The organism is Nostoc sp. GT001 (assembly GCF_030382115.1).
Taxonomy (GTDB): domain Bacteria; phylum Cyanobacteriota; class Cyanobacteriia; order Cyanobacteriales; family Nostocaceae; genus Nostoc.
Genome location: NZ_JAUDRJ010000003.1, coordinates 1,282,940 through 1,309,061, shown reverse-complemented (window position 1 = coordinate 1,309,061; position 26,122 = coordinate 1,282,940). Strand labels below are relative to the sequence as shown.

At 40.0% G+C, this 26,122-nt stretch carries 8 protein-coding genes and 1 pseudogene; 3 read left to right on the top strand and 6 right to left on the bottom strand.

Annotated features, from left to right (window positions below):
* Positions 1–247: 247 nt before the first annotated feature.
* The 3 genes from QUD05_RS34330 to QUD05_RS08275 all read right to left on the bottom strand — a co-directional run bounded on the left by QUD05_RS34330 (position 248) and on the right by QUD05_RS08275 (position 15,346).
* Entirely contained in the window at positions 248–3,412 is a 3,165-nt protein-coding gene (locus QUD05_RS34330) for an ATP-binding protein (protein WP_502911389.1), read from the bottom strand.
* 76 nt (positions 3,413–3,488) lie between these two features.
* Positions 3,489–9,332: an AAA family ATPase gene (locus QUD05_RS08280; protein ID WP_289795645.1), complete on the bottom strand. Its 5,844-nt coding sequence runs from the start codon at positions 9,330–9,332 to the stop codon at positions 3,489–3,491.
* A 158-nt stretch (positions 9,333–9,490) separates the two neighbouring features.
* Entirely contained in the window at positions 9,491–15,346 is a 5,856-nt protein-coding gene (locus QUD05_RS08275) for a trifunctional serine/threonine-protein kinase/ATP-binding protein/sensor histidine kinase (protein WP_289795644.1), read from the bottom strand.
* A 384-nt stretch (positions 15,347–15,730) separates the two neighbouring features.
* Here QUD05_RS08275 and QUD05_RS08270 point away from each other — a divergent pair, with 384 nt between their 5' ends.
* Genes QUD05_RS08270 through QUD05_RS08260 form a run of 3 tightly spaced genes read left to right on the top strand, consistent with a single transcriptional unit; the run spans position 15,731 to position 18,500 of the window.
* Positions 15,731–16,816 (top strand): ABC transporter substrate-binding protein, encoded by a 1,086-nt coding sequence (locus tag QUD05_RS08270; RefSeq protein ID WP_289795643.1) that lies wholly within the window; start codon positions 15,731–15,733, stop codon positions 16,814–16,816.
* Between the two features lie 28 nt (positions 16,817–16,844).
* Positions 16,845–17,738: an ABC transporter permease gene (locus tag QUD05_RS08265; RefSeq protein WP_289799918.1), complete on the top strand. Its 894-nt coding sequence runs from the start codon at positions 16,845–16,847 to the stop codon at positions 17,736–17,738.
* 54 nt (positions 17,739–17,792) lie between these two features.
* Complete coding sequence (locus QUD05_RS08260) at positions 17,793–18,500, top strand: Uma2 family endonuclease (RefSeq protein ID WP_289795642.1); 708 nt, start codon at positions 17,793–17,795, stop codon at positions 18,498–18,500.
* A gap of 21 nt (positions 18,501–18,521) precedes the next feature.
* On the opposite strand, the gene QUD05_RS08255 is transcribed toward QUD05_RS08260, so the two are convergent.
* From QUD05_RS08255 to QUD05_RS08245, 3 genes and pseudogenes are all read right to left on the bottom strand, one after another.
* Positions 18,522–22,145 carry a hybrid sensor histidine kinase/response regulator gene (locus QUD05_RS08255; RefSeq protein ID WP_289795641.1) on the bottom strand — a complete coding sequence of 1,208 codons (3,624 nt, stop codon included), beginning with the start codon at positions 22,143–22,145 and terminating at the stop codon, positions 18,522–18,524.
* Positions 22,146–22,190: 45 nt separating this feature from the next.
* Positions 22,191–22,559, bottom strand: coding sequence for a four helix bundle protein (locus QUD05_RS08250; protein ID WP_289795640.1), 369 nt, complete (start codon positions 22,557–22,559; stop codon positions 22,191–22,193).
* Between the two features lie 136 nt (positions 22,560–22,695).
* Positions 22,696–26,005: pseudogene (locus QUD05_RS08245) on the bottom strand (GAF domain-containing protein).
* Positions 26,006–26,122 lie beyond the last annotated feature (117 nt).

Sequence of the window (26,122 nt, the reverse complement as noted above, 5' to 3'; positions counted from 1 at the left end):
AAGATTAACTTGTAGATGTAAGCAATGCCAAAGCCTGTTAGTTGCTTATTTTGAAGGTACTGTGGGAATATTTTCGTCTCGTCATAAGCATCTCCAATCAAGAGAGTTGGTTGATGGTTTTTTTCAAGCAAGCGCCCAAAGAATGCTTGGTTCATTGTTAAGTAGGCGAGGGCATTATCCTGCTTTAGTGGAGCAATGGCAGAACAAAACTGAGCGACTTCTGATTGAAGGGCAGATAATTCTTTGCTTAAGCATAGAAATAAGCGTAAAAATAGTGGCTTAGACAATAGCCTAAATACAAAAAGTCACCGACTTCTATTCCAGCTAAATACCCCTGCTTGAGCAAAGCAGCCATAGAAATCATAGATTCTTTTTGATGCTGGACACAGGCAGCGAAAAAAAGGATTGTCAGACACTTATACGCTTTTGTATTGAGCCGATCGATTAAAGCTAAAGCCATTTTTCCCAAGCGATAGCCCCGATCGAGTTGACCCAAGCCCGTTGCTAAGAGCAAGCCATAGACAGCATAGCCAACACTCGAAACAGGAGCATTGCCAAACTGGAGCGACAAGCTCACAATGTTCGCACAAACAAAGGGCAGAAATGCGGGTTGAGCTATAAATACCATTGGCATGATTATTCCCAGCATTTCCATGACAGCCATCATGGTCGGGTCAGTCATTACAGGCAAGTTGACCAAATCCTCAATGACTTTCCTCTCTAGCGCGACTTCCACATTTTGAAAGGTTTGTTCGCTGAGGCTCGGTGTGATGTCTGAGGGAAATTCTATCCCCAATTGAGTGATGGCGTAGGCAGCAATGGCGATCGCATCTGCCAATTGATTCTGAGCCGTCAACACCCTGATTTGCACCATGTAAACAGGCACTTTATCCAAGACCGTCTGAGCCTTATCCAAAACCTCTTGAACTTGGGTAATTGCTTCCTCAAAATCAGCCTTTAAACAGTCGACATCTGCGGCGATCTCATGGAGTTTTAAGCTCAACTCATACTGACTTTGCCAACTATCTTCCGAGAGTAATTCCAGTCCCACCGTCACTAAGTCTCTCGCCGCGCCATAAGCGGTTGCCTTTTTCGCTTTTTCGATGGCAGCTAGATTTAGTCGAATCAAAGACTCACGTTCGGCTTGATGACTTAGCAACCCACGACTTAGATTTAGATGACTGACAATATCAAATAACTTCTCCTCTCGCTCTGCTGCTGACAAACGAGTTTGGAGTAACTGACCCATTTTCAGGTGAGTGGCCTGTTTTTGGTCTTCAGGAATTAGTGAGTAGGCGGCCTGTTGCACGCGATCGTGGAAAAAGCGATAGTGAATTTGCTCAGAAATCTCTTCACTCAGGGAGCGATGCTCCTGGGGTTGGTTATCATCCAAATAAAACTTATAGATTTTACCCTCTGGCACAATCAGCCCCTCTTGGAGCGCAGACCACAAAGTCAAGGCTACTTGAATTTCGTCTTGTTCTGAAACAATCGTCAAAGTCTTGAGGTCAAATTTTGCCCCAATACAAGCGGCAAATTTAAGCTGTTCTTGGGTGGTAACGGGCAGTTTTCGTAACTGCAAAGCCATGAATTCCACCACATCATCGGTTAAAGCTGCATCCTGTACCTGCACTAGGTCGCATTGCCAGTGACAAACCTCCCGGTCAAAAGTAATCAGACTATCTTGATGTAATGCCTTGAGAAATTGGGTCGCAAAAAACGGATTGCCCTGCGTCTTTTGCATGACCAGGTTGGTTAAGGGCTGCACGGCGCTTTGTGAGGCTTGAAAAGCATCAGCAATTAGGTGATTGAGGCTATCAGCACTCAAGGGACTGAGGGTAAGAGTTTCAAGGGTAACATCGGCATTTTCTAGGGTCTTAACTGTTATCAAAAAGGGATGACCGGGAAACACTTCATTATCTCGATAGGCTCCTAAGACTAAGAGACATTGAGAGTGAGATTGAGCTTCCGTCAACAAACTTTGCATGAGGCCCAAGGAGGCGGAGTCAGCCCATTGCAGGTCATCGATAAAGATGACTAGGGGATGTTCTACCTTCGCAAAAACCTGAATAAAGTTTTGGAACAGACGGTTAAAGCGATTTTGGGCTGCCTCACCGGAGAGTTCTGGAGTGGGAGGTTGCGACCCAATAATCCGTTCGAGTTCAGGAATTAAATCGATGAGGACTTGACCGCTATCTCCTAGTGCTTTGAGCAGCTTTTCTTTCCAGGTTTGTAACTGCCGATCGGATTCTGAGAGTAGTTGATTCATCAAGTCGCGCAGTGCTTGAACAAAGGCTAACAGGGGAATGTTGCGGCTGAATTGGTCGAATTTGCCTTTGATGAAGTAGCCTTTTTGCTGGGTAATGGGTTTGTGGACTTCATTGACTACGGCGGTTTTACCAATCCCAGAGAATCCTGCCACTAGCATGAGTTCTGAACTGCCTTGGGAAACGCGATCGAAGGCTTTAAGTAATGCTTGAACCTCGGTTTCTCGACCATAGAGTTTGTCGGGGATGATGAAGCGATCGCACACATCCCGACTCACTATTTCAAAACTTTCAATCTTACCTGAAATTCGTAACTGATGCAGACAATTTTCTAAATCAAATTTTAGTCCCAAGGCATTCTGATATCTATCTTCGGCATTCTTCGCCATCAATTTACTGACAATTTTTGATAGTACAGATGAAATTTCAGAATTAATTTCGTGTACTAATGGTGCGATTTTGGCAAGATGAGAATGTACCAACTCCATTGGCTCGTTGGAGGCAAAAGGTAATTCTCCTGTTAGTAATTCGTAGAAAGTTACGCCGAGTGAATAAAAATCTGTGCGATAGTCAATCCCCCGATTCATTCTGCCAGTTTGTTCTGGGGAAATATAAGCGATTGTCCCTTCTAATACATTGGGATTTACTAGTGTTTGAGTTTCCCTTGGTAAAAGTGATGCAATACTAAAATCAATTAATTTAACTTGTTTGGTTTGGGGATTAATTAAGATATTGCTGGGTTTAATATCTTTATGTATAATGCGCTCTTTATAAAGTAAATTTAAGGTGTCGCACAGAGCGATCGCTATTTCTAGAAACTCCTGTAGAGATTGTAGATTCCCCCTGAATTTCCATTCCTTGAGAGAAACTCCCCCAAAGTCTTCCATCACCAATGCATAGCCATTTTGGTAAGGTTCTAGGCTATAAGTTTGAACTATCAGAGGTGAATTCAGATTTTTGGCAATGGTGTACTGATTGCGAAACGACAAGAGTTCGCTGAAATTCGGATAGGGATTTTTCAGCAGTTTAATGACTACTGCTAAGGAATCAGTCTCTCGATACCCTCGATAAACTAAGGTTCTAGAACCATTGTAGAGTTCTTCAGTTATCCGATATCCAGGAATTCTAACAAAAGTGCTGACCATAACTGCTCAAGGAGTGACGATTTATAGATATAGTGTTCCCAGATATATTAAGTGGTTGATAAACAACACCAAAGATTTACATTGCAATTTCAATGATAAATTCTGTACCTTCACCGATAACAGAATTGCAACTCAATTTGCCGCCGTGGGTTGATTCGACGATTTGTCGGGCGATCGCTAATCCTAAACCCGTTCCTTTTCCCACAGATTTCGTCGTAAACAAATGGTCAAATATCTTGTGTTTGACTGCTTCATTCATGCCATTAGCATTATCAGCAATCGTTATTTTCACTTGATTATCTTTCAATGAGGTTTGAATTGTAATCTTGTTAGGATTTTCTTGGATCTCTGCAAAATTCCGCCCAGTATTCGACTCATCTAAGGCATCAATGGCATTAGCTAGGATATTCATAAACACCTGGTTTAGTTGTCCAGGAAAACATTCAACTTCAGGCAAATTGCCATAATCGGTTATTACTTCAATTGCTGGACGTTGTTCATTGGCTTTGAGGCGATGTTTGAGAATTAAAATTGTACTTTCAATCCCTTCATGAATTTTAAATGGCACTTTGTAATCTTTATCAGCGCGGGAGAAAGTTCTTAAACTAGTGCTGATATTTTTCAGGCGATCGCACGCCATCACCATTGAATCAATTGCCTTGGGTAAATCTTCTAAGCTATAATCTAAGTCAATTTCTTCTGCATGATCAATAATTTCAGTACCCGGATTAGGGAAACTTTCTTGATAAAGTTTCAAGTGTTGCACAAGATCAGCGATAGTGGGTTTAGTTTGTTTGAGACTTGCAGAAATAAATCCCAAAGGATTATTCATTTCATGGGCTACGCCAGCAACTAAATTACCCAGTGCAGACATTTTCTCACTTTGAACAATTTGTAATTGGGCTTGCTGTAAATCTTCTAAGGCTGTTCCGAGTGCTTGAGATTTTTCTGTAACTGCTGATTCAGCTTGTTTGCGATCGCTAATATTAATAGTTGTTCCAACTATGCGATAAACTTTGCCTGTCTCATCTTTTAATGGACTGAGTGTGGTTAACCACCAAGTTTTCTGGTCATTAAATGTTAGACATTCTTCATAGGTGATGGGTATTCCGGTCTGAAAACAATGCAAATATTTTTGCTCGACTGCTGCACCTTCGTCAGCAGCCATTACTTCTTGCGGAGTTTTACCCAGCACTTGAGAAGCAGGTATACCAACCGCTAATTCGCAAGATTTACTCCATCCTGTGTACTCAAACCTACCATCATCACGGATATCAGTCACAAATATCAGACAGCCAACACCTTCGTAAATACTATTGAGGAACTTTTCTCGCTCCTGGAGATGATTATATAACTGGGCATTTTCTAAAGAAATTGCGGCTTGAGTGCAGAGGAAATTTACAAGAGAAAGGCGATCGCTAGTAAATACCCCTTGAGTCAGTTGATTTTCTAGGTAAAGAATCCCTACTAAACGCCCTTGATTAAGAATCGGGGTACATAATACACTCTGGGGTTGTATTCGGTGCATATATTCCCCAATCAACCCAATGGTATCTGTTTTGCAATTGTCTATAACAACTGTTTGTTGAGTATTTTTGACGTAATTGATAATTTTTGCAGGAATCTCTTGACAATCGGCGAGTGATTGTGGTTCCAGAATGGTTTGTATTTGGTCATGATTGATCGAGGTAATTGCCCTAACTTGCCAAGTATCATCTTGGGGAAGAATGAGTACAGCTTTCTTGGCGCCAGAGTTTTCTAGGATAATGTGGGTCAAGCTGGCAATGAGTTGATCTAATTCCAGAGAACTGGAGATAGTTTGAGCAGCTTTGAGGACAGAGGTAAAATCTAATGTCTGGGAAATACTAGTGCTGCCAGTGGTAGAAGTGCAAGTAGATGAGGAAGTGCTACGAAAGCTAATAGTTTCTAGGGTATTGAAGTTGATTCGTTGCTGTTGCAGAATGGATTGCAGTAGTTGGGGATAGCGTTTTTCTAAGTCTTCTATTTTGGCTTTTGCGCCCCAACGAGCGTAACAGTAGTATGCTTCTTGCATATATTCTTGGGCAACTCTTTCTTTACCCCAATCGAAATAAAATTTGGCTACTAATTCATTGCTAAGTGCTTCTTCTTGGATGTAGCCGTTGGCTTTAGCTAGAGTTATGGCGCGATCGTAATTTTCCAGTGCTTCTGCTTTATTGCCCAACACTCGTTGTTTCTCAGCCTCAACTAAATGCCATTTATGCAGATGATTTGTGGGAGCATTTTGCGCACAATGGTGGAGAGTGGTTTGATGGATTTCTACCTGGGCGAGAATTAGGGAAAGTTCAATTTCTGGATGGGTGGAAAATAGAGCTAGGTGCGTCAGGGCTGCATAAAAATGGGAAATCGGAACAAAAATCAATCCTGATACGGCAAGTAAATACTTTTTCCCTTCCTCAATGTAAGCGATCGCAGCTTTGTAATCACCAAAAGAATAGGCAAGCAACAGTTTGTAGATATACAACTCAGCCATCACCGTGAGTTCATTAGCCTGATGATGTTTAGGAATCATCACCGTTTCATCGTAGATACTGCCGCTCAAACAATCGGGCTGAATTTGGGTTTCCCTAAAGTTCTGTGCCGCCTGCCGCATAATACTTACATAAGTCTGGGCAGAATGTTGCTTCGCCTGAGTTAAGGCGGCGTTGTAACTTGCGATATCTAATTCCAAATTGCTAAGTTCAGAGCCACTCCAAAAGACCGCATAGCTGTAACAACATACGTTATAGCCAGCGTGTAAAAAATCGCCAGTTTCCATACCAGAGGTAAAACCAGCTTTCAGCAACGGTATCGTTGCTGAGAGAGTTTCTTGGTGATGCTGAATAAAGCCACCAAACAACATGGAAATCGTGGATTTGAATTCCCGCACATTAAACCGATCTAGCAAATTCAATGCCAATTGCCCAAAACCGTAGCCCCCTTCAACCTCTCCCAAAAAGGCACACAGCACCATTCCGTGCAGCCCATACCCCACAGTTGAGGCGGGCGTATTCCCAAACTGAAGCGATAGAGTCACCATTGTGCAGCTAATCAGAGGCAATAAACCCGGCATTCCCTGAAAAACGGGTGCAAACAACATTCCTAACAGTTGCATGGCTGCCTGTGCTTGGGGATCTGTCATCACTGGTAAGTCAGCTAGTTCCTCAATTCGTTTGCCTGCAAGTTGACTAGCAAGGACTTGTAAAGCTTTACCAATCTCAGCATTGTTTGGCTCGATGGGTAGCTCAACTCCCAATTGCTTTAAAGCATCTCTGCCAACTGCGATCGCTTCTAATAGTCTGCTCTGGGCTGTCTGGGCAGCAATTTGAATTTCGTAAATTTTAACTTTGTCTAAAATCGTCTGGGCTGATTGCAACACCTGTACTGCTGTTTGTTCCATGCCATCAAAGTCAGCATTTAAGTAGGCGGCTTCGGCGGCGGCAACATAGAGACTCAAAGTCAATTCATATTGATCTTGCCAGCAGTTGATTGTAAGTAGCTCAATCCCAGTTTGTAAATAGGCTCTGGCAGCAGCATAAGCAGTAGAGTTTTTAGCTTTACCTCCTGCTGCTAAGTTAAGTCGAGCCAAGGCTTCTCGCTGGTGCGGTTGGGCGATCAACTCTTGCCCTAAATTCAAATGCCCAACAATATCAAACAGTTTTTCTTCTTGTTCTATTTGAGAGGAATTTTCTAGAAGTAATTGACCAATTTTGAGATGAGTTGCTTGTTTCTGGTTATCAGGAATTAGAGAATAGGCAGCTTGTTGTACTCTGTCATGTAAAAATCTATATTTGGCTAATTGTTTATTGGTATTCCCTGTTGACAGCGCCAATCGATCGTGATTTTCTCCCTGATAAAATTTATAAACATCACTAATTGGTAAAATCAACCCTTCTTGTAAAGCTTTCCATAAACTCGCAGCTGTTTCAATTTCTGATGACTCCCAAACAATCGCCAAGGTTGCTAAATCAAATTGATTGCCAATGCAAGCAGCTAACTGCAATACATTTTGAGTTGATGGAGATAGTTTCTGTAATTGAAATACCATGAATTTAACAACATCATCTGTCACCGCTTGCTGATTTATTTTGGTGATATCACATTGCCAATACCCTGATTCAAAGTTAAATTCAATTAATCCATCTTGGTGTAATGCTTTGAGAAACTGGATGCCAAAAAACGGATTACCTTGAGTTTTCTGAAATACCAATTGAGAAACAGGTAATGCCGAATCTTTTGTACATTTAAGTGTATCAGCAACTAACTGATTCACTTGCGATTGACTCAAAGACGCTAAAGTAATCGTATTAATTGTGGCTGCTGTTTGTTGGATATCATTCAAAGTCAACATTAATGGATGTGCTGAATTGACTTCGTTATCACGATAAGCACCGATTAAAAAAAGATGTTTCGTATCAGCCATTAATAACTGTATTAACATCAACGATGCTGAATCTGCCCATTGCAAATCATCTAAAAACATCACTAATGGATGTTTCTCACTAGTAAAGACTTGGGTAAATTTCTGAAATAATAAGTTAAACCGATTTTGGGCAGCAGTTCCTGATAATTCTGTAGCAGGTGGTTGTTGACCAATAATTCTTTCTAATTCGGGAATGACATCAATAATTACCTGTCCATTATCACCTACAGCCGCTAAAATATTGGTTTTAAATTGCTGGATTTGAGCATCGCTTTCGGTTAATAATTGCCCCATTAAATCGCGGAAGGCTTGTACAAAAGCACTAAAGGGAATATTTCGTTGAAATTGGTCATATTTCCCTTTGATAAAATAACCGCGTTTTTTGACGATTGGTTTATGAACTTCGTTAACTACAACGGTTTTACCAATACCCGAAAAACCAGCCACCAGCATCATTTCTGTCGCACCTGTACTAACGCGCTCAAATGCTTGCAGGAGAGTTTCTACTTCTGTTTCTCGTCCATAAAGTTTATCAGGGATAATAAAGCGATCGCACAGATCCCGTTGAGCAATTGGGAAATGCTTAATTTCACCAGTTTCTTGGAGTTGAGATAAACAAGTTTCTAAATCAAATTTCAGTCCCAATGCACTTTGATAGCGGTCTTCAGCATTTTTTGCCATCAATTTTATTACGATGTCACAGAGAACTTGGGGAATCTCTTTTCTATCGCCTAAAATTGGTGGAAGTTTTGCTAGATGACAATGTACCAACTCCATCGGGTCGTTTGAATGGAAGGGTAACTCACCCGTAAGTAGTTCATAAAAAGTGACACCTAAAGAATAGAAATCAGTCCGGTAGTCAATCCCCCGATTCATTCTTCCTGTTTGTTCGGGAGAAATATAACCAAGTGTCCCTTCCAAAACATTGGGATTCATCAGTGTTTGAGTTTCCCGTGGTAGTAGGGATGCAATACTAAAGTCAATTAATTTAACTTGTTTGGTTTCTGGATTAATTAAAATATTGGCGGGTTTGATATCTTTATGAATAATCCGATCGCGATACAATATATCTAAGGTGTTGCACAGTGCGATCGCTATTTCTAAAAACTCCATCAAAGATTCTAGGTTTCGCCCAATTTTCCACTCCCATTCGGCTACGCTCACGGCAAGCCCACTCCTTAATCCCCAATCCTTGAGAGAAATCCCCCCAAAATCTTCCATTACCAAGGCATAAGTATTTTGATACGGTTCTAGGTTATAGGTTTGGACGATCAGAGGTGAGTTGAGATTTTTCGCTATGGTGTACTGATTACGAAACGACAAAAGTTCGCTGAAACTCGGATAAGGATTTTTCAGCAACTTAATCACTACGGGTAATGAGTCAGTCTCTCGATAACCTCGATAAACGATGGTTCTAGAACCATTGTAGAGTTCTTCGCTAACCTTATATCCGGGAATATTGACTCTCGTACTAACCATACTGCTAAATCTTTAAGACTCCAGATATAGTGTTCCCAGATATAAAGCGAACCCGTCGCTCCACGACTTGAAATTTTCAGGATTTAGAGTCAAAGAAAATCGGCGCTAATCCCATTCCTTCTCTACGAGACGCGGCGCGAACAAGGAGTATCCGAGATTCATACCGGAATTTCAATCGTAAATTCTGTACCCTGATTCAGAACCGAGTTAAAACTTAATTTTCCACCGTGGGTTTCTTCAACGATTTGCCGAGCGATCGCTAACCCTAATCCTGTACCTTTACCCACAGCTTTCGTAGTAAATAAATGGTCAAATATTTTTTGTTTAACTTCTTCGCTCATCCCCTTGGCATTATCAGTAATGGAAACTTTAACGAGATTATTTTCGACTGAGGTTGTAATTGTAATACAGTTAGGATTGTCTTTAATTTCTTCAAAGCTGAGTCCATAGTTAGATTCATCTAATGCATCAATAGCATTAGCGAAAATATTCATAAATACCTGATTTAATTGACCGGGGAAACATTCTACTTGAGGTAAATTACCGTAGTTGGCAACAACTTGAATCGCCGGACGTTGTTCATTGGCCTTGAGACGATGTTTGAGAATGAGAATAGTGCTATCAATGCCTTGGTGGATATTGAAAGGTACTTTGTAGTCTTGATCGGCACGAGAGAAAGTTCTCAAACTGGTGCTGATGTTCTTTAGCCTGTCACACGCCATAGACATAGAATCAATCATCTTTGGTAAGTCTTCTAAGCTATAATCCAAGTCGATTTCTTCGGCGTGGTCTTCGATTTCATCGCTTTTATTGGGGAAACTTTCTTGATATAGTCTGAGATGTTCAACAATATCAGCGATAGTAGGTTTCGCTTGTTTGAGACTAGCAGCAATAAAACCAAGGGGATTATTCATTTCGTGAGCTACACCAGCAACTAAGTTGCCTAGTGCAGACATTTTCTCAGTTTGCACCATTTGTAATTGTGCTTGTTGCAGGTTTTGTAAAGCAGTTTCTAGCTCTTGTGCTTTTTGTTGAAGTTGGATTTCGGCAACTTTGCGTTCGCGTAGCACAGCTTGCTGTTCTGTAATATCATCTGCTAGGGAAGCAACTCCGATTAACTCGCCATCTGCATTTACAAGCGGATTGTTATACCAAGCACAAATGATAATTTGACCATCCTTTGTCACATTTTCATTGATACTGTAATTACCGCCCTCCTGCGATATAATTTCGACGCTGACTCGCTCAATTTCTGCTTGAATTATTTCAGGAATGATGAATTTGAATCCACAACCCAAAGCCTCTTGTTTGCTGTAGCCAAAGATTCTTTCTGCGGCTGGGTTCCAGTCAGTAACCTGGAAATTAGTATCCCATTCGATGACTGCTAGTGGAGTTTGCTGAACCAATAGGTGGAGTCGTTGCTGGGATGATTGCAACACACACTGTGCGGTGCTTAACTCCTCAAGCGATCGCTCTAGCTGTTGGGAATACTCTAGCGATCGCTCATAAAGTCGGGCATTTTCCAAAGAAATTGCGGCTTGGGCGCAGAGTAAGTTGAGAAGTTCGACGCGATCTTTTGTGAACGCCCCCGTTGCTAGATTATTTTCTAGATATAAAATGCCCAGCAACTTCCCTTGATGCAAAATCGGGCTACACAAGATACTTTTGGGCTGCTGACGGATGATATAGGGGTCATTAGCTAAGGTGCGATCGGCACTTGCATTCACCAGCACAGCAGTTTGCTTGTCATGCAAGACTTTGTAAATCAGTCTGTGGGGAATGTCCTGGCTATCTTCAATGGGAATACGCTGCAAGACAACTGGCTTTGAACCTGTGGTAATTGACCCTTTGATTAACAGGCGCGAGTCTCGCAAGAGCATGAACACGCATTTATCAGCCCCCGCATTTTCGATGACGATGGTCAGCAACGATGAAAGTAGATTTTCCAGTTCGATTTCACCGGAAATAGTATGAGAAGCTTTGAGAATAGTAGCTAAATCTAAAGCCACAGAAACATTACTACTGGATATGGCCGAACTGGTGGAAGTGACACTACCCAATGTGAACAAAGTTTCGTGAGTGGAGAGAGGAGAACGGGTTTGCTCTAATATAGGTCTAAGTAGTTGTGGATAGCGAGCTTCTAGGTCAGCGACTTTGGCTTTTGCACCCCAACGAGCATAAGCATAGTAGGCTTCAATCATGTAGTCCCCAGCAATGCGCTGTCTGCCCCAATCTAGGTAGAATTTTGCTGCCAGTTCGTTAGCAAGTGCTTCTTCTTGGGTATATTCGTTGGCTTTGGCTAGAGTTATCGCCTTGTCGTAAAACTCAATTGCTTCGGCTTTTTGTCCTAATACTCGACATTTTTCCGCCTCTACCAAATCAACCTTATGTTGATAATTCATGGGTGCATGATACGCCCATTGCTGTAACTTGGTTTGATTTTCTGTTACACCCTGCAATTCTTCTGATGTTTCATCTAACTGTGGATTTAATTGTGCCAGAGTTAGCAGAGAATCATAAAGATAAAATACTGGTTCGGTGACTAATCCCGCACCAGCCATAAAATAGCGCCTGACTTCAATAGCATGATTTTTCGCTGGCTCAATTTCTCCAAACAAGAAACAAAGCATTAGTTTATACAAATGGAAAATATACAATCCATATCCATCTTTGGCAGACTCTAGCTGCGGTCGAAATTCTGTTTCTTCAAGGGCTTTCCCAGACAAAAAAGTGGTGTGTTCTGCAAAACCCAGCAGATTTAAAACAGGTTGCCAATAAATCCGGCAATAGTTTGCAGTTGTTAATTGATTTAATTGGGTCAAACTATGGCAGTAAGCGCAAATATCCTGCTCTAAGGTAGCCAGGGGTTGACTGCTCCAAAAAGAATTGAGACAAAAACTGTGGCCATTGTACCCAGTAAGTACCAAGTTCCCAAATTCTATGGCACTGGTGTAACCCTCTTGCAACAGGGGTAGTGTTTCTTTAATGTGAGATTTGCGGTGTACAACAAATAACCCCAAGATCATCAAAACATCTGTTTTACTTGCTTTGGCATCGAGTTTTGAAATAATCTGGAGTGCCAGGGAAGCAAACTGTGTTCCTGTATCCACGACTTGGAAGAAATTGCAGAGAATATTGCCATAGTTCACATAACCGAAAGCAGAAGTCGATGTGTTACCGTACTGAATTGATAGTTTAACGGACAAAGTATTCAGCAATGGGTACAGCACAGAGCCAGTGAGGTAAGCTGCTGGGCTGATGATATTGACAATTTTAAGAGTACCAAGTTTTTCTGCATCGGTCATTTCAGGCAAGTGAACCAAATCAGCGATTTCCCTATCTCCAATGAGTTCCTTAATCTGTTGGATTTCCTGTTGAATATCTGATGGTGTCGGTGTTTCAGGAAAGGTTATGCCAAGCTGTTGTAAGATTGGTTGGGCGATCGCGATCGCTAATGTCAGTTTACTTTGGGAAATATGAGATTGAATTCTAATGCAGTAAACATTGACTTTTTCAGGTAAGGAGCGTGCCTGTTGAATGACAATATCAATAAGCTGTTCCATCGCCTCAAAATTACCGTTTAGCATTGCTACTTCCGCAGCTAATTCATATAAGGCGAGGGTCATTTCATACTGCTGCTGCCAAGTATTTTCTGACAACAAAGACAATCCCACTGTCGCATATTCACGCGCTGCTTGATAGGCGGTTGAAGTTTTAGCTTTGCGACAGGCAATTAAATTGAGGCCAGCTAATTCTTCTCGTTGAGTTGGTTGGGTAATTAAAACAGTTCCATGATTTAATTGATTGACGATTTCAAAAATCCGGTCAACTCTAGCTTGTGTGGAAATCTGTTGTAGAAGCAGTTGTCCGATTTGGTAATGAGTCGTTTGTTTTTGGTCATCGGGAATTAGGGAATAGGCTGCTTGTTGAACGCGATCGTGTAAAAATTTGTAGGTAACATTTTGAGACTTTTCTGGCGTAATGGCTTGACTTTCTGCCCCTACATAAAATTTATAAACATCACCAATCGGTAAAATCAAACCTTCTTGCAATGCTTTCCATAAATTGGCTGCGGTTTCTACCTCTGAGTGTTCTGAAACAATTGCTAATGTTGCTAGCTCGAACTGATTGCCAATACAAGCGGCTAACTTCAGAATATTCTGGGTTGCTAACGGTAACTTCTCTAACTGCAACGCCATAAATTCTACGACATCATCGGTCAAGGCTTGTTGATTAATTTTGGACAGATCGCATTGCCAACAGCCTAACTCCAAGTTAAACTGAATGAAATTTTCTTCGTGTAGGGCTTTGAGAAATTGGGTGGCAAAAAATGGGTTGCCTTTAGTTTTTTGATAGACTAATTGTGAAAGTGGTAATGCCAAATTTTCTGTACTTTTTAGGGTATCAGCGACTAATTGATTGATTTGGGATTGACTCAGGGGTGTTAAAGTAATAGTATTAATAGTTGCTTGGTTTTTTTGGATTTCGCTCAAAGTCAACATTAATGGATGGGCTGGATTGACTTCGTTATCACGATAAGCACCAATGATCAAAAGATGACCTGTATCAGCCATTAATAGCTGCATCAACTTTAATGATGCTGAATCAGCCCATTGTAAATCATCTAAAAACATCACTAATGGATGTTCGGCGCTAGTAAAGACTTGGGTGAATTTTTGAAACAATAAATTAAAGCGATTTTGGGCTGCCGTTCCTGATAATTCTACTGCTGGTGGTTGTTCGCCAATGATTTTTTCTAATTCGGGAATGACTTCAATAATTACCTGACCGTTCTCTCCAACAGTTTCTAATATTTGATTTTTCCATTGCTCTAGTTGGACATCACTTTCGGTTAACAATTGCCCCATTAAATCCCGAAATGCTTGTACAAAAGCAGAGAAAGGAATATTGCGTTGAAATTGGTCATATTTCCCTTTGATAAAATAACCGCGTTGCCGAACAATTGGTTTATGAACTTCGTTGACAACGGCGGTTTTCCCAATACCCGAAAAACCTGCTACCAGCATCATTTCTGTTGCACCAAGACTGACTCGCTCAAATGCTTGCAGTAAAGTTTCTGCTTCGGTTTCTCGTCCGTAGAGTTTGTCGGGGATGATGAAGCGATCGCATACATCCCGTTGTGCAATTTTAAAACTTTGAATTTCACCAGAAACTTGTAGCTGATCTAAACATTTTTCTAAATCCAATTTTAGTCCTAATGCACTCTGATATCTCTCTTCGGCATTCTTCGCCATCAATTTCATGACGATATCTGAAATCACCTGCGGTATCTCTTCTCTAATAACTGAAGGAGGTTGTTTTGCAATATGACAATGCACCAACTCCATTGGATCGTTTGATTGAAATGGCAAAACTCCAGTAAGTAATTCGTAGAATGTCACACCCAAAGAATAAAAATCAGTGCGATAGTCAATTCCCCGATTCATTCTTCCTGTTTGTTCCGGGGAAATATAAGCGAGTGTCCCTTCTAATCCATTAGAATTTATCAAAGTTTGTGTTTCTCGTGGGAGTAAGGATGCGATACTAAAGTCGATTAATTTAACTTGTTTGGTTTCGGGATTAATGAGAATATTGCTAGGTTTAATGTCTTTGTGAATAATCCGTTCGTGGTAGAGTATATCTAAGGTATTGCAGAGTGCGATCGCAATTTCTAAAAACTCTTTTAAAGACGAGATATATTGCGTTTCTACAGAGGTAAAATAATTTTTGAGAGAAATCCCCCCAAAGTCTTCCATCACCAGCGCATAGGCATTTTGATAGGGTTCTAGGCTATAAGTTTGGACTATTAGCGGTGAGTTGAGATTTTTAGCTATGGTGTATTGATTCCGAAACGACAAAAGTTCGCTGAAACTCGGATAAGGATTTTTCAGCAACTTAATCACTACGGGTAATGAGTCAGTCTCTCGATACCCTCGATACACAATGGTTCTAGAACCATTGTAGAGTTCTTCGCTAACCTTGTATCCGGGAATATTGACAAGAGTGCTAACCATACTGCTAAATCTTTAAAACTTCCAGATTTAGTATTCCCAGATGTCTAAAATTATTTACCAAAAATAGCCACAATTACACCGAAATTTCAATAATAAATTCCGTACCCTCACTGAAAACCGAGTTAAAACTCAATTTTCCGCCGTGGGTTTCTTCAACGATTTGCAGACTGATTGCTAGTCCTAGACGATCCCTCGCTTTGTTAATTTTTATAACTCAAGCTTGATTAAAAACCATGCCTAACACTAGCTGACAGCAGTAACTTATTAACAGTTGCACAGATAGATACACTTAAGTTAATCTTTAAACTACCTATGGGCACTCCAATTAAAGGCATATTTAGAACCAATCGGTAACAATACAAAAGATGATTAACTATTAACTTAATGACTAACAGACGCCAATTTTTAAAAGGGGTGGCAGCACTTTCTAGCTTATCTTTAGGTGGTTGTGGCTGGAGGCTGGCTGAAGTACGTGCTAATTCTAATACCAGTAGTCAGCGTGACCAACTTTATATCTTTACCTGGACACAATATACTGACAATCAATTACTGAAAACTTTTAGCAGCCAGACTGGCATAAAAGTCCTAGCAGATGTGTATGATTCCAATGATGTCATGCTGGCTAAATTGCAAGCTGGAGGCGGTGGCACTTACAGCATCATCAACCCATCTGATTATATGGTGCAGAAGATGGTAGACAAAGGCTTGTTAACAGAAATAAATCACGATCGCTTAATCGGTCTAGAGAATTTATTTCCCCGTTTTCAAAATCCTAGTTATGACCCCAATAACCGCTACAGTATCCCTTTTAACTGGGGGACAACAGGTTTACTTTACAATTCTGAAAAAATTAAAGATGCACCACAAGACTGGGATTATCTTTGGCAAAATCAAGAGCAACTGAATCAGCGGATGACCTTGCTCAATGATGTTCGAGAAGTGATGGGTGCAACCTTACGAATGCTTGGTTATTCTTATAACTCAAAAAATGAACAAGAAATTAAACAAGCTTATGAAAAATTGAAGCAGCTAAAACCTGCGATCGCCCGTTTTGACACTGACGCTTGGCAAAATCAAATTCTAGCCGGAGATTTACTACTGGCAATGTGTTATTCAGCAGATGCAGTGAAAATCTCTCAAGAAAATCCTAAACTCAAATATGTGATTCCTCGTAGTGGTTCTTCATTATGGACAGACACTATTGTAATTCCCAAAACAGCCCCCAACCAAGCTGGAGCTTACGCTTGGATTAACATGATTTTGCAACCAGAAATCGCAGCCCAAATCACTCAACGCCTAAATATTTCTACGCCGAATAGCGCCGGATTTGAGCAATTGCCAAAAACAATCCAAAACAACACTAATTTGTTTCCCCCAGAGTCTCTGCTAAAAAATTGTGAACGTGTTACACCTGTAGGAGAATTTGAAGAGGTTTACGATCGTTATTGGACTCAATTAACTAGCAGTTAATTGAGTTAGGAGTTAGGAGTTAGGAGTGATTAATTTGGAAAAAAATGAGATTTCTAAAATAGAAGAATTGCAGCACCCCGTCAGAAATTGGCTGCAACCCTTGGTATTGCTTGCACCCTCTGGAATTTGGTTATTACTTTTGTTGGTGCTGCCATCTTTAATAATTTTCGAGTTAAGTTTAGTTGCAGACATCCGACCAGGAGATTTGGTCAATCCTAACGGATTCAAAAACTACACCAGAATATTTGACTCACTTTATCTGCAAGTAATTGGGCGATCGCTATTTTTTGCCTTTGGTACTACGGTAATTTGTTTAATTTTGGGCTTCCCCGTCGCCTATTGGATTGCTCAGATAGCGCCGCAGCGTTGGCGAAATTTATTGCTATTAGGCTTTGTCTTACCTTTGTGGACTTCTTCCTTACTCCGTTCTTATGCTTGGATTACAATTCTTCGTCCCACTGGTTTATTGAACACTTTATTCAGCAATTTAGGCTTGCCTACTTGGGAATTACTCAACAATAGTCAAGCTGTATTAATTGGCATGAGTTACAGTTTATTACCCTATATGGTTTTGATTTTATATGCTTCTCTCGAAAAGCTAGATAAGCGCTTGCTAGAAGCTGCGGCTGATTTAGGTGCAAATCCGGTGGAAACTTTTTTCCAAGTAACTGTACCGCAAATTTTTTCGGGAATTGCGGCTGCTTCCATGCTTGTATTCATCACAGGCTTGGGGGATTTTGTCGATCCAGAATTACTCGGTGGTGCTTCTAGTATGACGGCGGCGCGGTTAGTTTATAACCAGTTTCTTGGAGCAACCCAAAATTGGGGATTCGGTTCAGCCTTGAGTATGACCTTAATTTTGTTTGTTAGTATTGCGATCGCACTTTTAATTAAGTTTGGGGAAGCTGCACCCAAACGCTAAACTTTTGGTCACTCACTTATAATAAAGGCATCAAACGCCAGCGAGACAACGGTTATGCTCTCACCCGATCTCAAAAATGCGTTACCAACTACCGATGAACTTCCCTGTTCAGACGATACGCCAGTGGATAACGAAGATCAAAACTTTTTGCCCAACATTCTACTTTTCTTACTTAACTCCATTTGGGCAAATCGCATGGATTGGTACTTCGGAGTAGATATGGGAGTGTATCACACCACAGGAGTAAATCCCAGAGTACCCGTAGTCCCAGATGCTTTTTTAAGTCTGGGAGTAGAACGGAAAAAGGGTGGTAAATCACGCAAAAGTTACGCGGTTTGGGAAGAAAATGGGATAGTTCCAATATTCATATTAGAAATGGTATCCCATACTCCAGGAGGTGAATACGACGAAAAACTAGATATATATAGAAAACTCGGTGTATTGTACTACGTAATTTATAACCCTGAGTTTTGGCGACGCGATCAACATCAACCCTTTGAAGTATATAAGTTGCTCGATGGAAACTACCAATTACAAATAGGTGAACCCTATTTGATGCCAGAGGTGGGTTTAGGTATAGGGCGACACCAAGCTGTAATTGGCGGGATACAACAGGAGTTTTTATGTTGGTATGACGAGCAAGGAAACCGCTATTTTACAGATGCAGAACAGGCACAACAAGAACGGCAAAGGGCTGAACAATTAGCTGAGTATTTACGTTCTCTAGGTGTAGATCCAAATAATCTACCTGATAATTCGTAATTCGTAATTACAAATTATAAATTATAAATTATTTTTCACTATGAGTAAATGATCTAAATTATCTGTATTATTGTTTATTAACTCCTTAATTTTAGAGATAAACTCATGCTCTAAAAAAGGTTTGGTTAAGTAAGCTTTTGCACCCAATTCTTGGGCAAGCTGGCGATGTTTTTCAGCGCTGCGAGAAGTGAGAATTACTACGGGTATTTTTGCTAAATTGGTGTATTGGCGGAAATTGCTCAACAACTCAAAACCATTCATTCGTGGCATCTCTAAATCGGAGACGACAACTTTAATTTCAGGATGTAACTGCAATTTTTCTAGAGCTTCTACACCATTTTGGGCTTGTATTACTTGATAGCCAGATTTTTGGAGAGTCAGAGAGAGAGTTTGCCGGAGACTAATTGCATCATCTACTATTAAAACAACTTTTGGTGACTTATAATCTGGCTCTTGAGAATAACTGGATTGGGTTTCTATGGTTGTTGTGGAAGTCGATGCCGCAAGTAATGGTGTAGATGAAAAAGTATGCCCTGATATCGACAAGGCTTTTTTATTTGACGAAGAAGCAACTGGTAGTGCCCTGATATCAAGTGTTGTTTGTTGGATTTCGCTAGATTTTACCAGTAACAAAGCATCAATTACTAAGATGAGATTACCATTGGCTAAACTACTACAACCATAAATGTATTTTGGCGGTGCGATCGCATTTCCTAAAGGTCTGATTACCAGTTCTTGTTCGCCGATTATTTGGTCAACTTCTAAAGCAACCTTTCCCTGATTTCGCTGTAGCAAAAGCACCGGATTTTTCGCTACACTTGGGTCGTGAGTATTTGAAGTGTCGTATTGAGTCTCATTATTAATGAATGAACCATTATAATTAATCAACTTTGAAAGTTGACGAAGGCTAACCATAGTCTCATCATTGTCTATATTCCAATATAAGACTTTTTTTCCTTCAATTTCTTTAATCTGTTGTTCAGAGGGAATTAATATTTTTTCGATACTGTCCAATATCAGACCATAAACAACACCTTTGGCTTGAACAAGCATTAACTTTTCTGTAGTCATAGAAAAAGGAATTTTGAGGATGAATATTGTTCCTTGGTTGGGTAAGGATTGAACTGAAATCGAGCCGTTGAGTGCGTGCATCTGAGTACGCACAATATCTAAACCCATACCGCGCCCAGAAATTTCACTTACTTTATTTGCAGTAGTAAATCCAGGCGAAAATATCAAATCTAAAAGTTCAGGTTCAGCCAGACTAGAAGCATATTTTCTAGTTTTTTCTTCAGTTTGTATGGGATAAAGTTCAGCAGCTTTTCTGCGAATTCTGTCTAAATTCAATCCTTGACCATCATCACGAACTTCGATAACAGTTTGGCTACCCTGATGATAAGCGCAGATTTCGATTAAACCTTCTTCTGGTTTACCAAGCTCTCGGCGAACTTGCGGAGCTTCAATACCGTGGTCAAAAGCATTACGCACTAAGTGTAACAAGGGATCGTAGAGTTTTTCTGCGATCGCTTTATCTACTAGTACTTCACTACCAGTAAGTTTCAATTCTACAAGTTTGGCATGAACATTCCCCAATTTATTTACCATGTGAGGGAAGCGATTCAATATATTGCCCAAAGGTGCCATTCGTGCTTCGACTAAGCTATCTATAATATTAAGAGTTAAATTCTCTTGTTTATCACTAATTTGAGTAGCTTGGGTCAGAAGCAAATCGAGAGATTCTGTGGTTTCTTGTAGTTGCAGTGTTTCTTCTATTGCTTCATGCAATGTCATGTGAAATTCTGTATATACATCCATTTCTAGAGAGTCAAAATCCACTGCAAAACTTTGCGTTTGTTGTGAGGTAATATTTTGTATTTGTAAAGGTAGATCGCGTAAATTATTTAAAGTTGTTTGATGTCTAGTGAGTTGCTGTTCTAGTTGCTCAATTATTTCTTTGACCTGTTCATCTTGTAAACTACCCCGTTTTTGGTAAATCAGCAATTCTCCTGCTAAATAATTGAGGTGTTGCAATCTCTCTGTATCTACCCGAATAAATGAAGGTTGACGAAAGTTTTTAGTTTTAACATACTCTGATTTATCGTCTATTTCTTTGTTGATTTGTGTAGCTATATCAGGGATGACTTCAATAGCTGTTTTCGGAACGTCTATAACTACCTGCTCGTTGACAGTTAATGAATCAAGCTTTTCTGAAGAATTATCAGCCTGGGTTGTCACCACTTCAACAGCAAGGTTCTGCCTAGCTTCTTCTCCCCATATTGCTTCTAGTAAGTTATCAGGTGATTGAGAAGATACAATCTCTTTAATAACTAACAATTTTTGTAACTTGGGACTATCAAGCCAATTTTTCTCTTCACTAGTAACAGGAGGATAACTTTTATATTCTTTTGCTAATTTATGAATTTGGTTTTGTAATATTTTAATTCCTGAAAGGTAGCTATCAGATGTTTTCAGAGAATATTGAAATTTTGCAACTGCAAATAAAATGATTAAGATAATCCCATGTCGATAAATACAAAGACTTTGACTATCTTCTTCATCTTGAACAAAATCAAGAAAGTCTTTCAGCCAGTTTTCGATATAGTTCAGCAGACTTCTTCTTTCTAATCTGGGAACTAGTAAATTTAAATTTAGTTCCGTCTCTGGTATTTGCATCTGGTGATTAAACCAGCCAAAAATGTAGCGAATTACTTTTAAATAGAATTTGGCAGTTGTTGGCTTTACCGATTCATTTTTATTGTTATCAGATGTAGTGAGAAATTGATAAAATTGTTCTACATTGATGATAAATGTGTCAGAAAATGAATTATTTGGTAATTCTTCAGATAACTCATTGTTTGCCACTATTGTGAGTTTTTGTAAACCTAAAGACGTTTCTCCACCAGATATGCGATCGCCTGCTAATACTAATTTTTTTGCTTGTTGTAAATCTGCAAGGGCAATTTCTGCAATTTGCTGTACCTGGTTGGGATTTGCTTGCAATGCGGAGAGAATTGTTTCGGAAATTTCTCCCAATCCAGGTAAATTTAGAGATTCTGCCAAGCCAAGAAATACTTCAGCTTGAGAGTGTAAAAACTCGATAAATTCTTCATTATTTGGTGGATTGTTAATAACTTCAGCAAGACTGTTTAGACGTTGTTCTACTCCTACTTCAAAAACAGATTGTACAATATCAAATCCCAATTCTTCAGAAGTGGGAATATGAGATTCAGCACCAAACGCATCACCCAGATTTTCTTGCAACTGTGCAAACACTGAAGTTGCTCGCTGAAGCAGTTCTTCGTCATTAACAGTACTGCCTATTAGCTCAGTATTTAATGCTATACTCAAACACTCATAAGCTTGTAATAAAAGTGTTTGTAATTCTGCATCCACGATTACTTTTGGATTGTATAAAGCCTTAAATACATCTTCTAAAAAATGGGCGATCGTCTTAATTAATTCTAGCCCAACGTTAGCTGCACCACCTTTAAGTGTATGAGTAGCCCGCATTAAATTGTGAATTTTAGTAATGCTATAATCTGCCGATAAGCTAAATAGTTCTTGTTCAATAATTTGGACTAATTCTGGGGCTTCAGCCAGAAAATAGATGTACCCTTGTTCGCGGATTTCGTTATCTGTGATCATAATTAGGGAGTGGGGAGTTGGGAGTTGGGAGTTGGGAGTTGGGAGTTAGGAGTTAAGAGTTGAGCGACCAATTGATTTTTCAGTTGTCTTGACTATTGAACTCAAAATCCGAATGATTTCGTCTGCATAGATGAGTTCATTAGTTAAATCAATATTTACTAGTTTGGACTGTTGTAGTAGACGTAGCCAGTATTTGGTTTCCCTAGCTTCTTTGTATGCAATATACATTTTTGCCAAGAAATCTTTTCTACTCTGACCACCGCTAGCCTCTTCAACATTCGCGCCAATACTTGTCCCACTTCGTAGTAATTGCTTAGAAAGCACATATTCACGTTGATTTTGCAGTTTAATATATAGGTGAATAATTTCTAAAGTAAATTTGAAACTCTTCTGTTGAATAACACTCTCTGCCAATTAGACATCTCCTTTTCTTAACTAAAAAGTTATAAGTAATTAAGGTCAAAGCATTTTACATTTGCCAATAAAATAGTGCTTTATATAATTAATGCTTTGACCTAATAGCTCTTATCTCCTAACTCCTAACCATTTTTCATTTCACTTTAAACTTACTAGCAGTTGTTAATAACTCTTGCGCCATTCCTGATAAATCTTGGAACACAGTTGCAATTTCTTGAGATTCAGCAAAAGTTTTATCAGCAATTTCTGCAACATCTTGCATTGATTTAGTGACTGTTACAGATTGCGCCATTTGTTTTTGAGTCGCTGCGGTAATTCGCTCGATTAGCTGACTAATTTCGGCAGTCGCAGAAACGATCGCATTTAAGTTTTGGCGAGTGTCGCTAACAAGATTTGTACCTTCTACTACCTGCTGAATACCAGTTTCCATTGCTACTGCAACTTCCCCAGTTTCTGCTTGAATTTCCTGAACTAATTTTTCAATTTCGATGGTTGCTGCTGCTGATTGGCGAGATAAAGAACGGACTTCATCAGCTACAACTGCAAAGCCTTTGCCATATTCACCTAAGCACGAGTAGCTTCAATGGCTGCATTCAAAGCGAGTACGTTTGTCTGTGTGGCAAAATTTCCAATCAAATTCACCACTTTGGAGATTTTTTGCGAGGATTCGCTGAGGCGTTTAATCTTTTTGCTGGTTTGAGCAACGGTTTCGCGAATTCCTTGGATTGCTTTTACAGTCAGGTTCATGGCAGTATCGCCAGACTCTACAGTTTGATTGGCTTTTTGCACTGCTAGTTGTACTAACTCAGCATTCGCTACTACAGCTTGAGTAGAGTCCACCATCTGTTGAATGTCATCTAAAGCTGCGGTAATCTCCTCAGATTGTTGTTGTGCCAGATTAGTCAATCCCGCTAATGAAGCTTCGCTATTGCTGGAAGTTTGTGCAACTTGTTGAGCAGCCCCTTGTACTTGAACAACAATTTGCCGCAGTGCTTGCAGAGTATTATTGTAAGCATCTGCGATCGTGCCTAGCTCGTCTTCTGTAATCGGTGCGCGTACTGTTAAGTCGCCGTTAAGGGCGGGTCTAAGGGCTTTTAAGAGTTGAATGGATCGTTGTTGTAGTAACTCCTTAGCTGCCTTTTCCCGTGTTGCGGCTTCTGCTAATTTTGCTGACTGCGCTTGTACTTGTTGCAAATATTCGGTATGTTGTAATGCCAATCCTAATTGGCTGCCAATACGTGCTAACAAAGTAACTTCTAATTCTTCCCAATCACGAGTTCCCGAATTCTGATAAGCTGCCAGCAATCCCCACAATTGTTCTCCAGCAAATACAGGCACAATTACATAAGCTTTGGCTTCAAATTGCTCTAAAACTTCAATGTGACAAGGAGAATGACCTACCTGATAGATATCATTTACAACAAAGTTTTCTCCTTGGGCATATCGACCTCCTTGAGTTTCTTGTAAGTGGGTATCTTCCCAGACAGTTTTGATATCGGGACCTACAAGTTTTACCCAAAGATGACCTGCTGACTCTGCAACAAATTCCCCACTCCAGTTAGGATTGAAACGATACACGGCAACGCGATCGCATCGCAGTAATTGCCTGACTTCTTGAGTCGTTGTTTTGAAGATTTCTTCTACATCTAAAGATTGCCGGATGCGGTTACTAATCTTGGTGACAGCTTTCTCTTGTTCTGCTATTTGAGCTAGTTTTTCAGATTTGACTCGTACTAATTCCAAATAGTCTATCTGTGATTTAGCTAAACTAAATTGCAAGCTAGTCTGAACCAAAAAGTTCACTTCCCAGCTTTGCCATTCACGGGAGCTAGAGTTTTGATAAGCTGCCAGCAATCCCCACAATTTATCCCCGAAGAATATCGGAACAATCATGTAAGCTTTGGCTTCAAACTGCTCTAAAATCTCAATATGACAGGGAGCTAACCCTACTTCATAGATATTATTAACGATAAAGTTTTCACCTCTGACATACCGACCTCCCTTAGTTTCTTGCAAGTAGGTATCATCCAAAACGGTTTTAATATCAGGGCCTACCAGTTTTGTCCAACCACTACTCACAGACTCAGCTACAAATTCACCACCCCAGTCAGGGTTAAAACGATAGACAGCGACGCGATCGCATTGTAGTGATTGACGCACTTCTTGAGTGGTTGTTTTGAAGACGCTTTCTACATCTGAAGATTGTCTGATGCGGTTGACTATCTTAGTGAAAACTTTCTCTTGTTCAACTATTTGAGCTAGTTGCTCAGATTTTGTCTGCACTTGCTCAAGATATTCCCCTTGCGAGATAGCTACACCAAATTGCAGCCCAATTTGAGTTACAAAGCTTTCTTCCCAAGGTTGCCAATCACGAGCCCAGAATTTTGATAAGCTGCCAACAAACCCCATAATTTCTCTCCAGCAAATATGGGCGCAATGATGTAAGCCTTCATTTCATACTGTTCTAAAATGTCAATGTGACATTGAGAATGGCCCATTTGATAAATGTCATTGACTACAAAGCTTTCACCCTTGGCATAACGTCCTCCTTGAGTGTCTTGTAAGTGGGTATCTTCCCAGACCATGTAAAAATCAGGGCCTACCATTTTTACCCAACCATTACCCACAGACTCAGCGACAAACTCACCACTCCAGTCAGATTTGAAGCGATAGACACCGACGCGATCGCATTTTAGTAATTGACGTACTTCTTGAGTGGTTGTTTGAAAAAGCTTATCGACATTTGATATCCGCAAAATTTTGTCGATGACTTTAGCTACCGATTTTTTTGCTAGTAGCCGCTGTTGCTGTTCTTTTTGGAATTCAAAGCTCTGTAATTTGTAAATTAGTTCTGTTGTCAGTTGAGATAGTAGGCTAATTTCTACTTCTTGCCACTGCCGCGTTGAGTAGCAATTATTAACTACTAGTAAACCCCACACTTTACCTTCTACTACAATCGGTAAACTCAAACTAGCTTTAATTTGAAATTTATCTAACAGTTGCTTTTGATAAGGGGTAAGTTGAATTTGATTGATATCGTCAATAACTACAGCTTCTATATAGTCTTGATTGGTATATAGACCAAAAATAATTCCAGGAATATTTTCACCTAAAGTTGGTGTCCAACCTAGTGTTCTCGATTCGGCTAAAACATTACCTGATTCTCGCGAAGTAAACTGATAAATTAAGGCGCGATCGCAGCCAATCTTTTCTCTAATTTGTGCTACAGTAATTTTCAGTAATGTATCAAGGTCTGGGGCTTGGCGCATGTAAGTTGCGATGTCTTTCAACTGTCGCCGCCAAGTTTTAAATTCTAGAGCGATCGCATTTAATAAAGATATTTCACTACTAGCAATATTTGCTATATGAGCGTTACCATTCTGATTTTCTAATTCCGAGATTAGATGCTCGTTCTCATGGCTATTGTTATACAAAAATGTCATTTGATTAACCTCAAAATTGTGATTGGTAATAACTGGATATGTGGCAAGCGATATTTATCTGGTATTTACTCATTAATGATTAGGAGTTTTCAAAACAATATACCTAATCACACCTTA

Coding starts and splice junctions, on each gene's coding strand:
- QUD05_RS34330 (WP_502911389.1), bottom strand. CDS start 3,412: ATGGTCAGCACTTTTGTTAGAATTCCTGGATATCGGATAACTGAAGAA.
- QUD05_RS08280 (WP_289795645.1), bottom strand. CDS start 9,332: ATGGTTAGTACGAGAGTCAATATTCCCGGATATAAGGTTAGCGAAGAA.
- QUD05_RS08255 (WP_289795641.1), bottom strand. CDS start 22,145: ATGATCACAGATAACGAAATCCGCGAACAAGGGTACATCTATTTTCTG.
- QUD05_RS08270 (WP_289795643.1), top strand. CDS start 15,731: ATGACTAACAGACGCCAATTTTTAAAAGGGGTGGCAGCACTTTCTAGC.
- QUD05_RS08260 (WP_289795642.1), top strand. CDS start 17,793: ATGCTCTCACCCGATCTCAAAAATGCGTTACCAACTACCGATGAACTT.
- QUD05_RS08275 (WP_289795644.1), bottom strand. CDS start 15,346: ATGGTTAGCACTCTTGTCAATATTCCCGGATACAAGGTTAGCGAAGAA.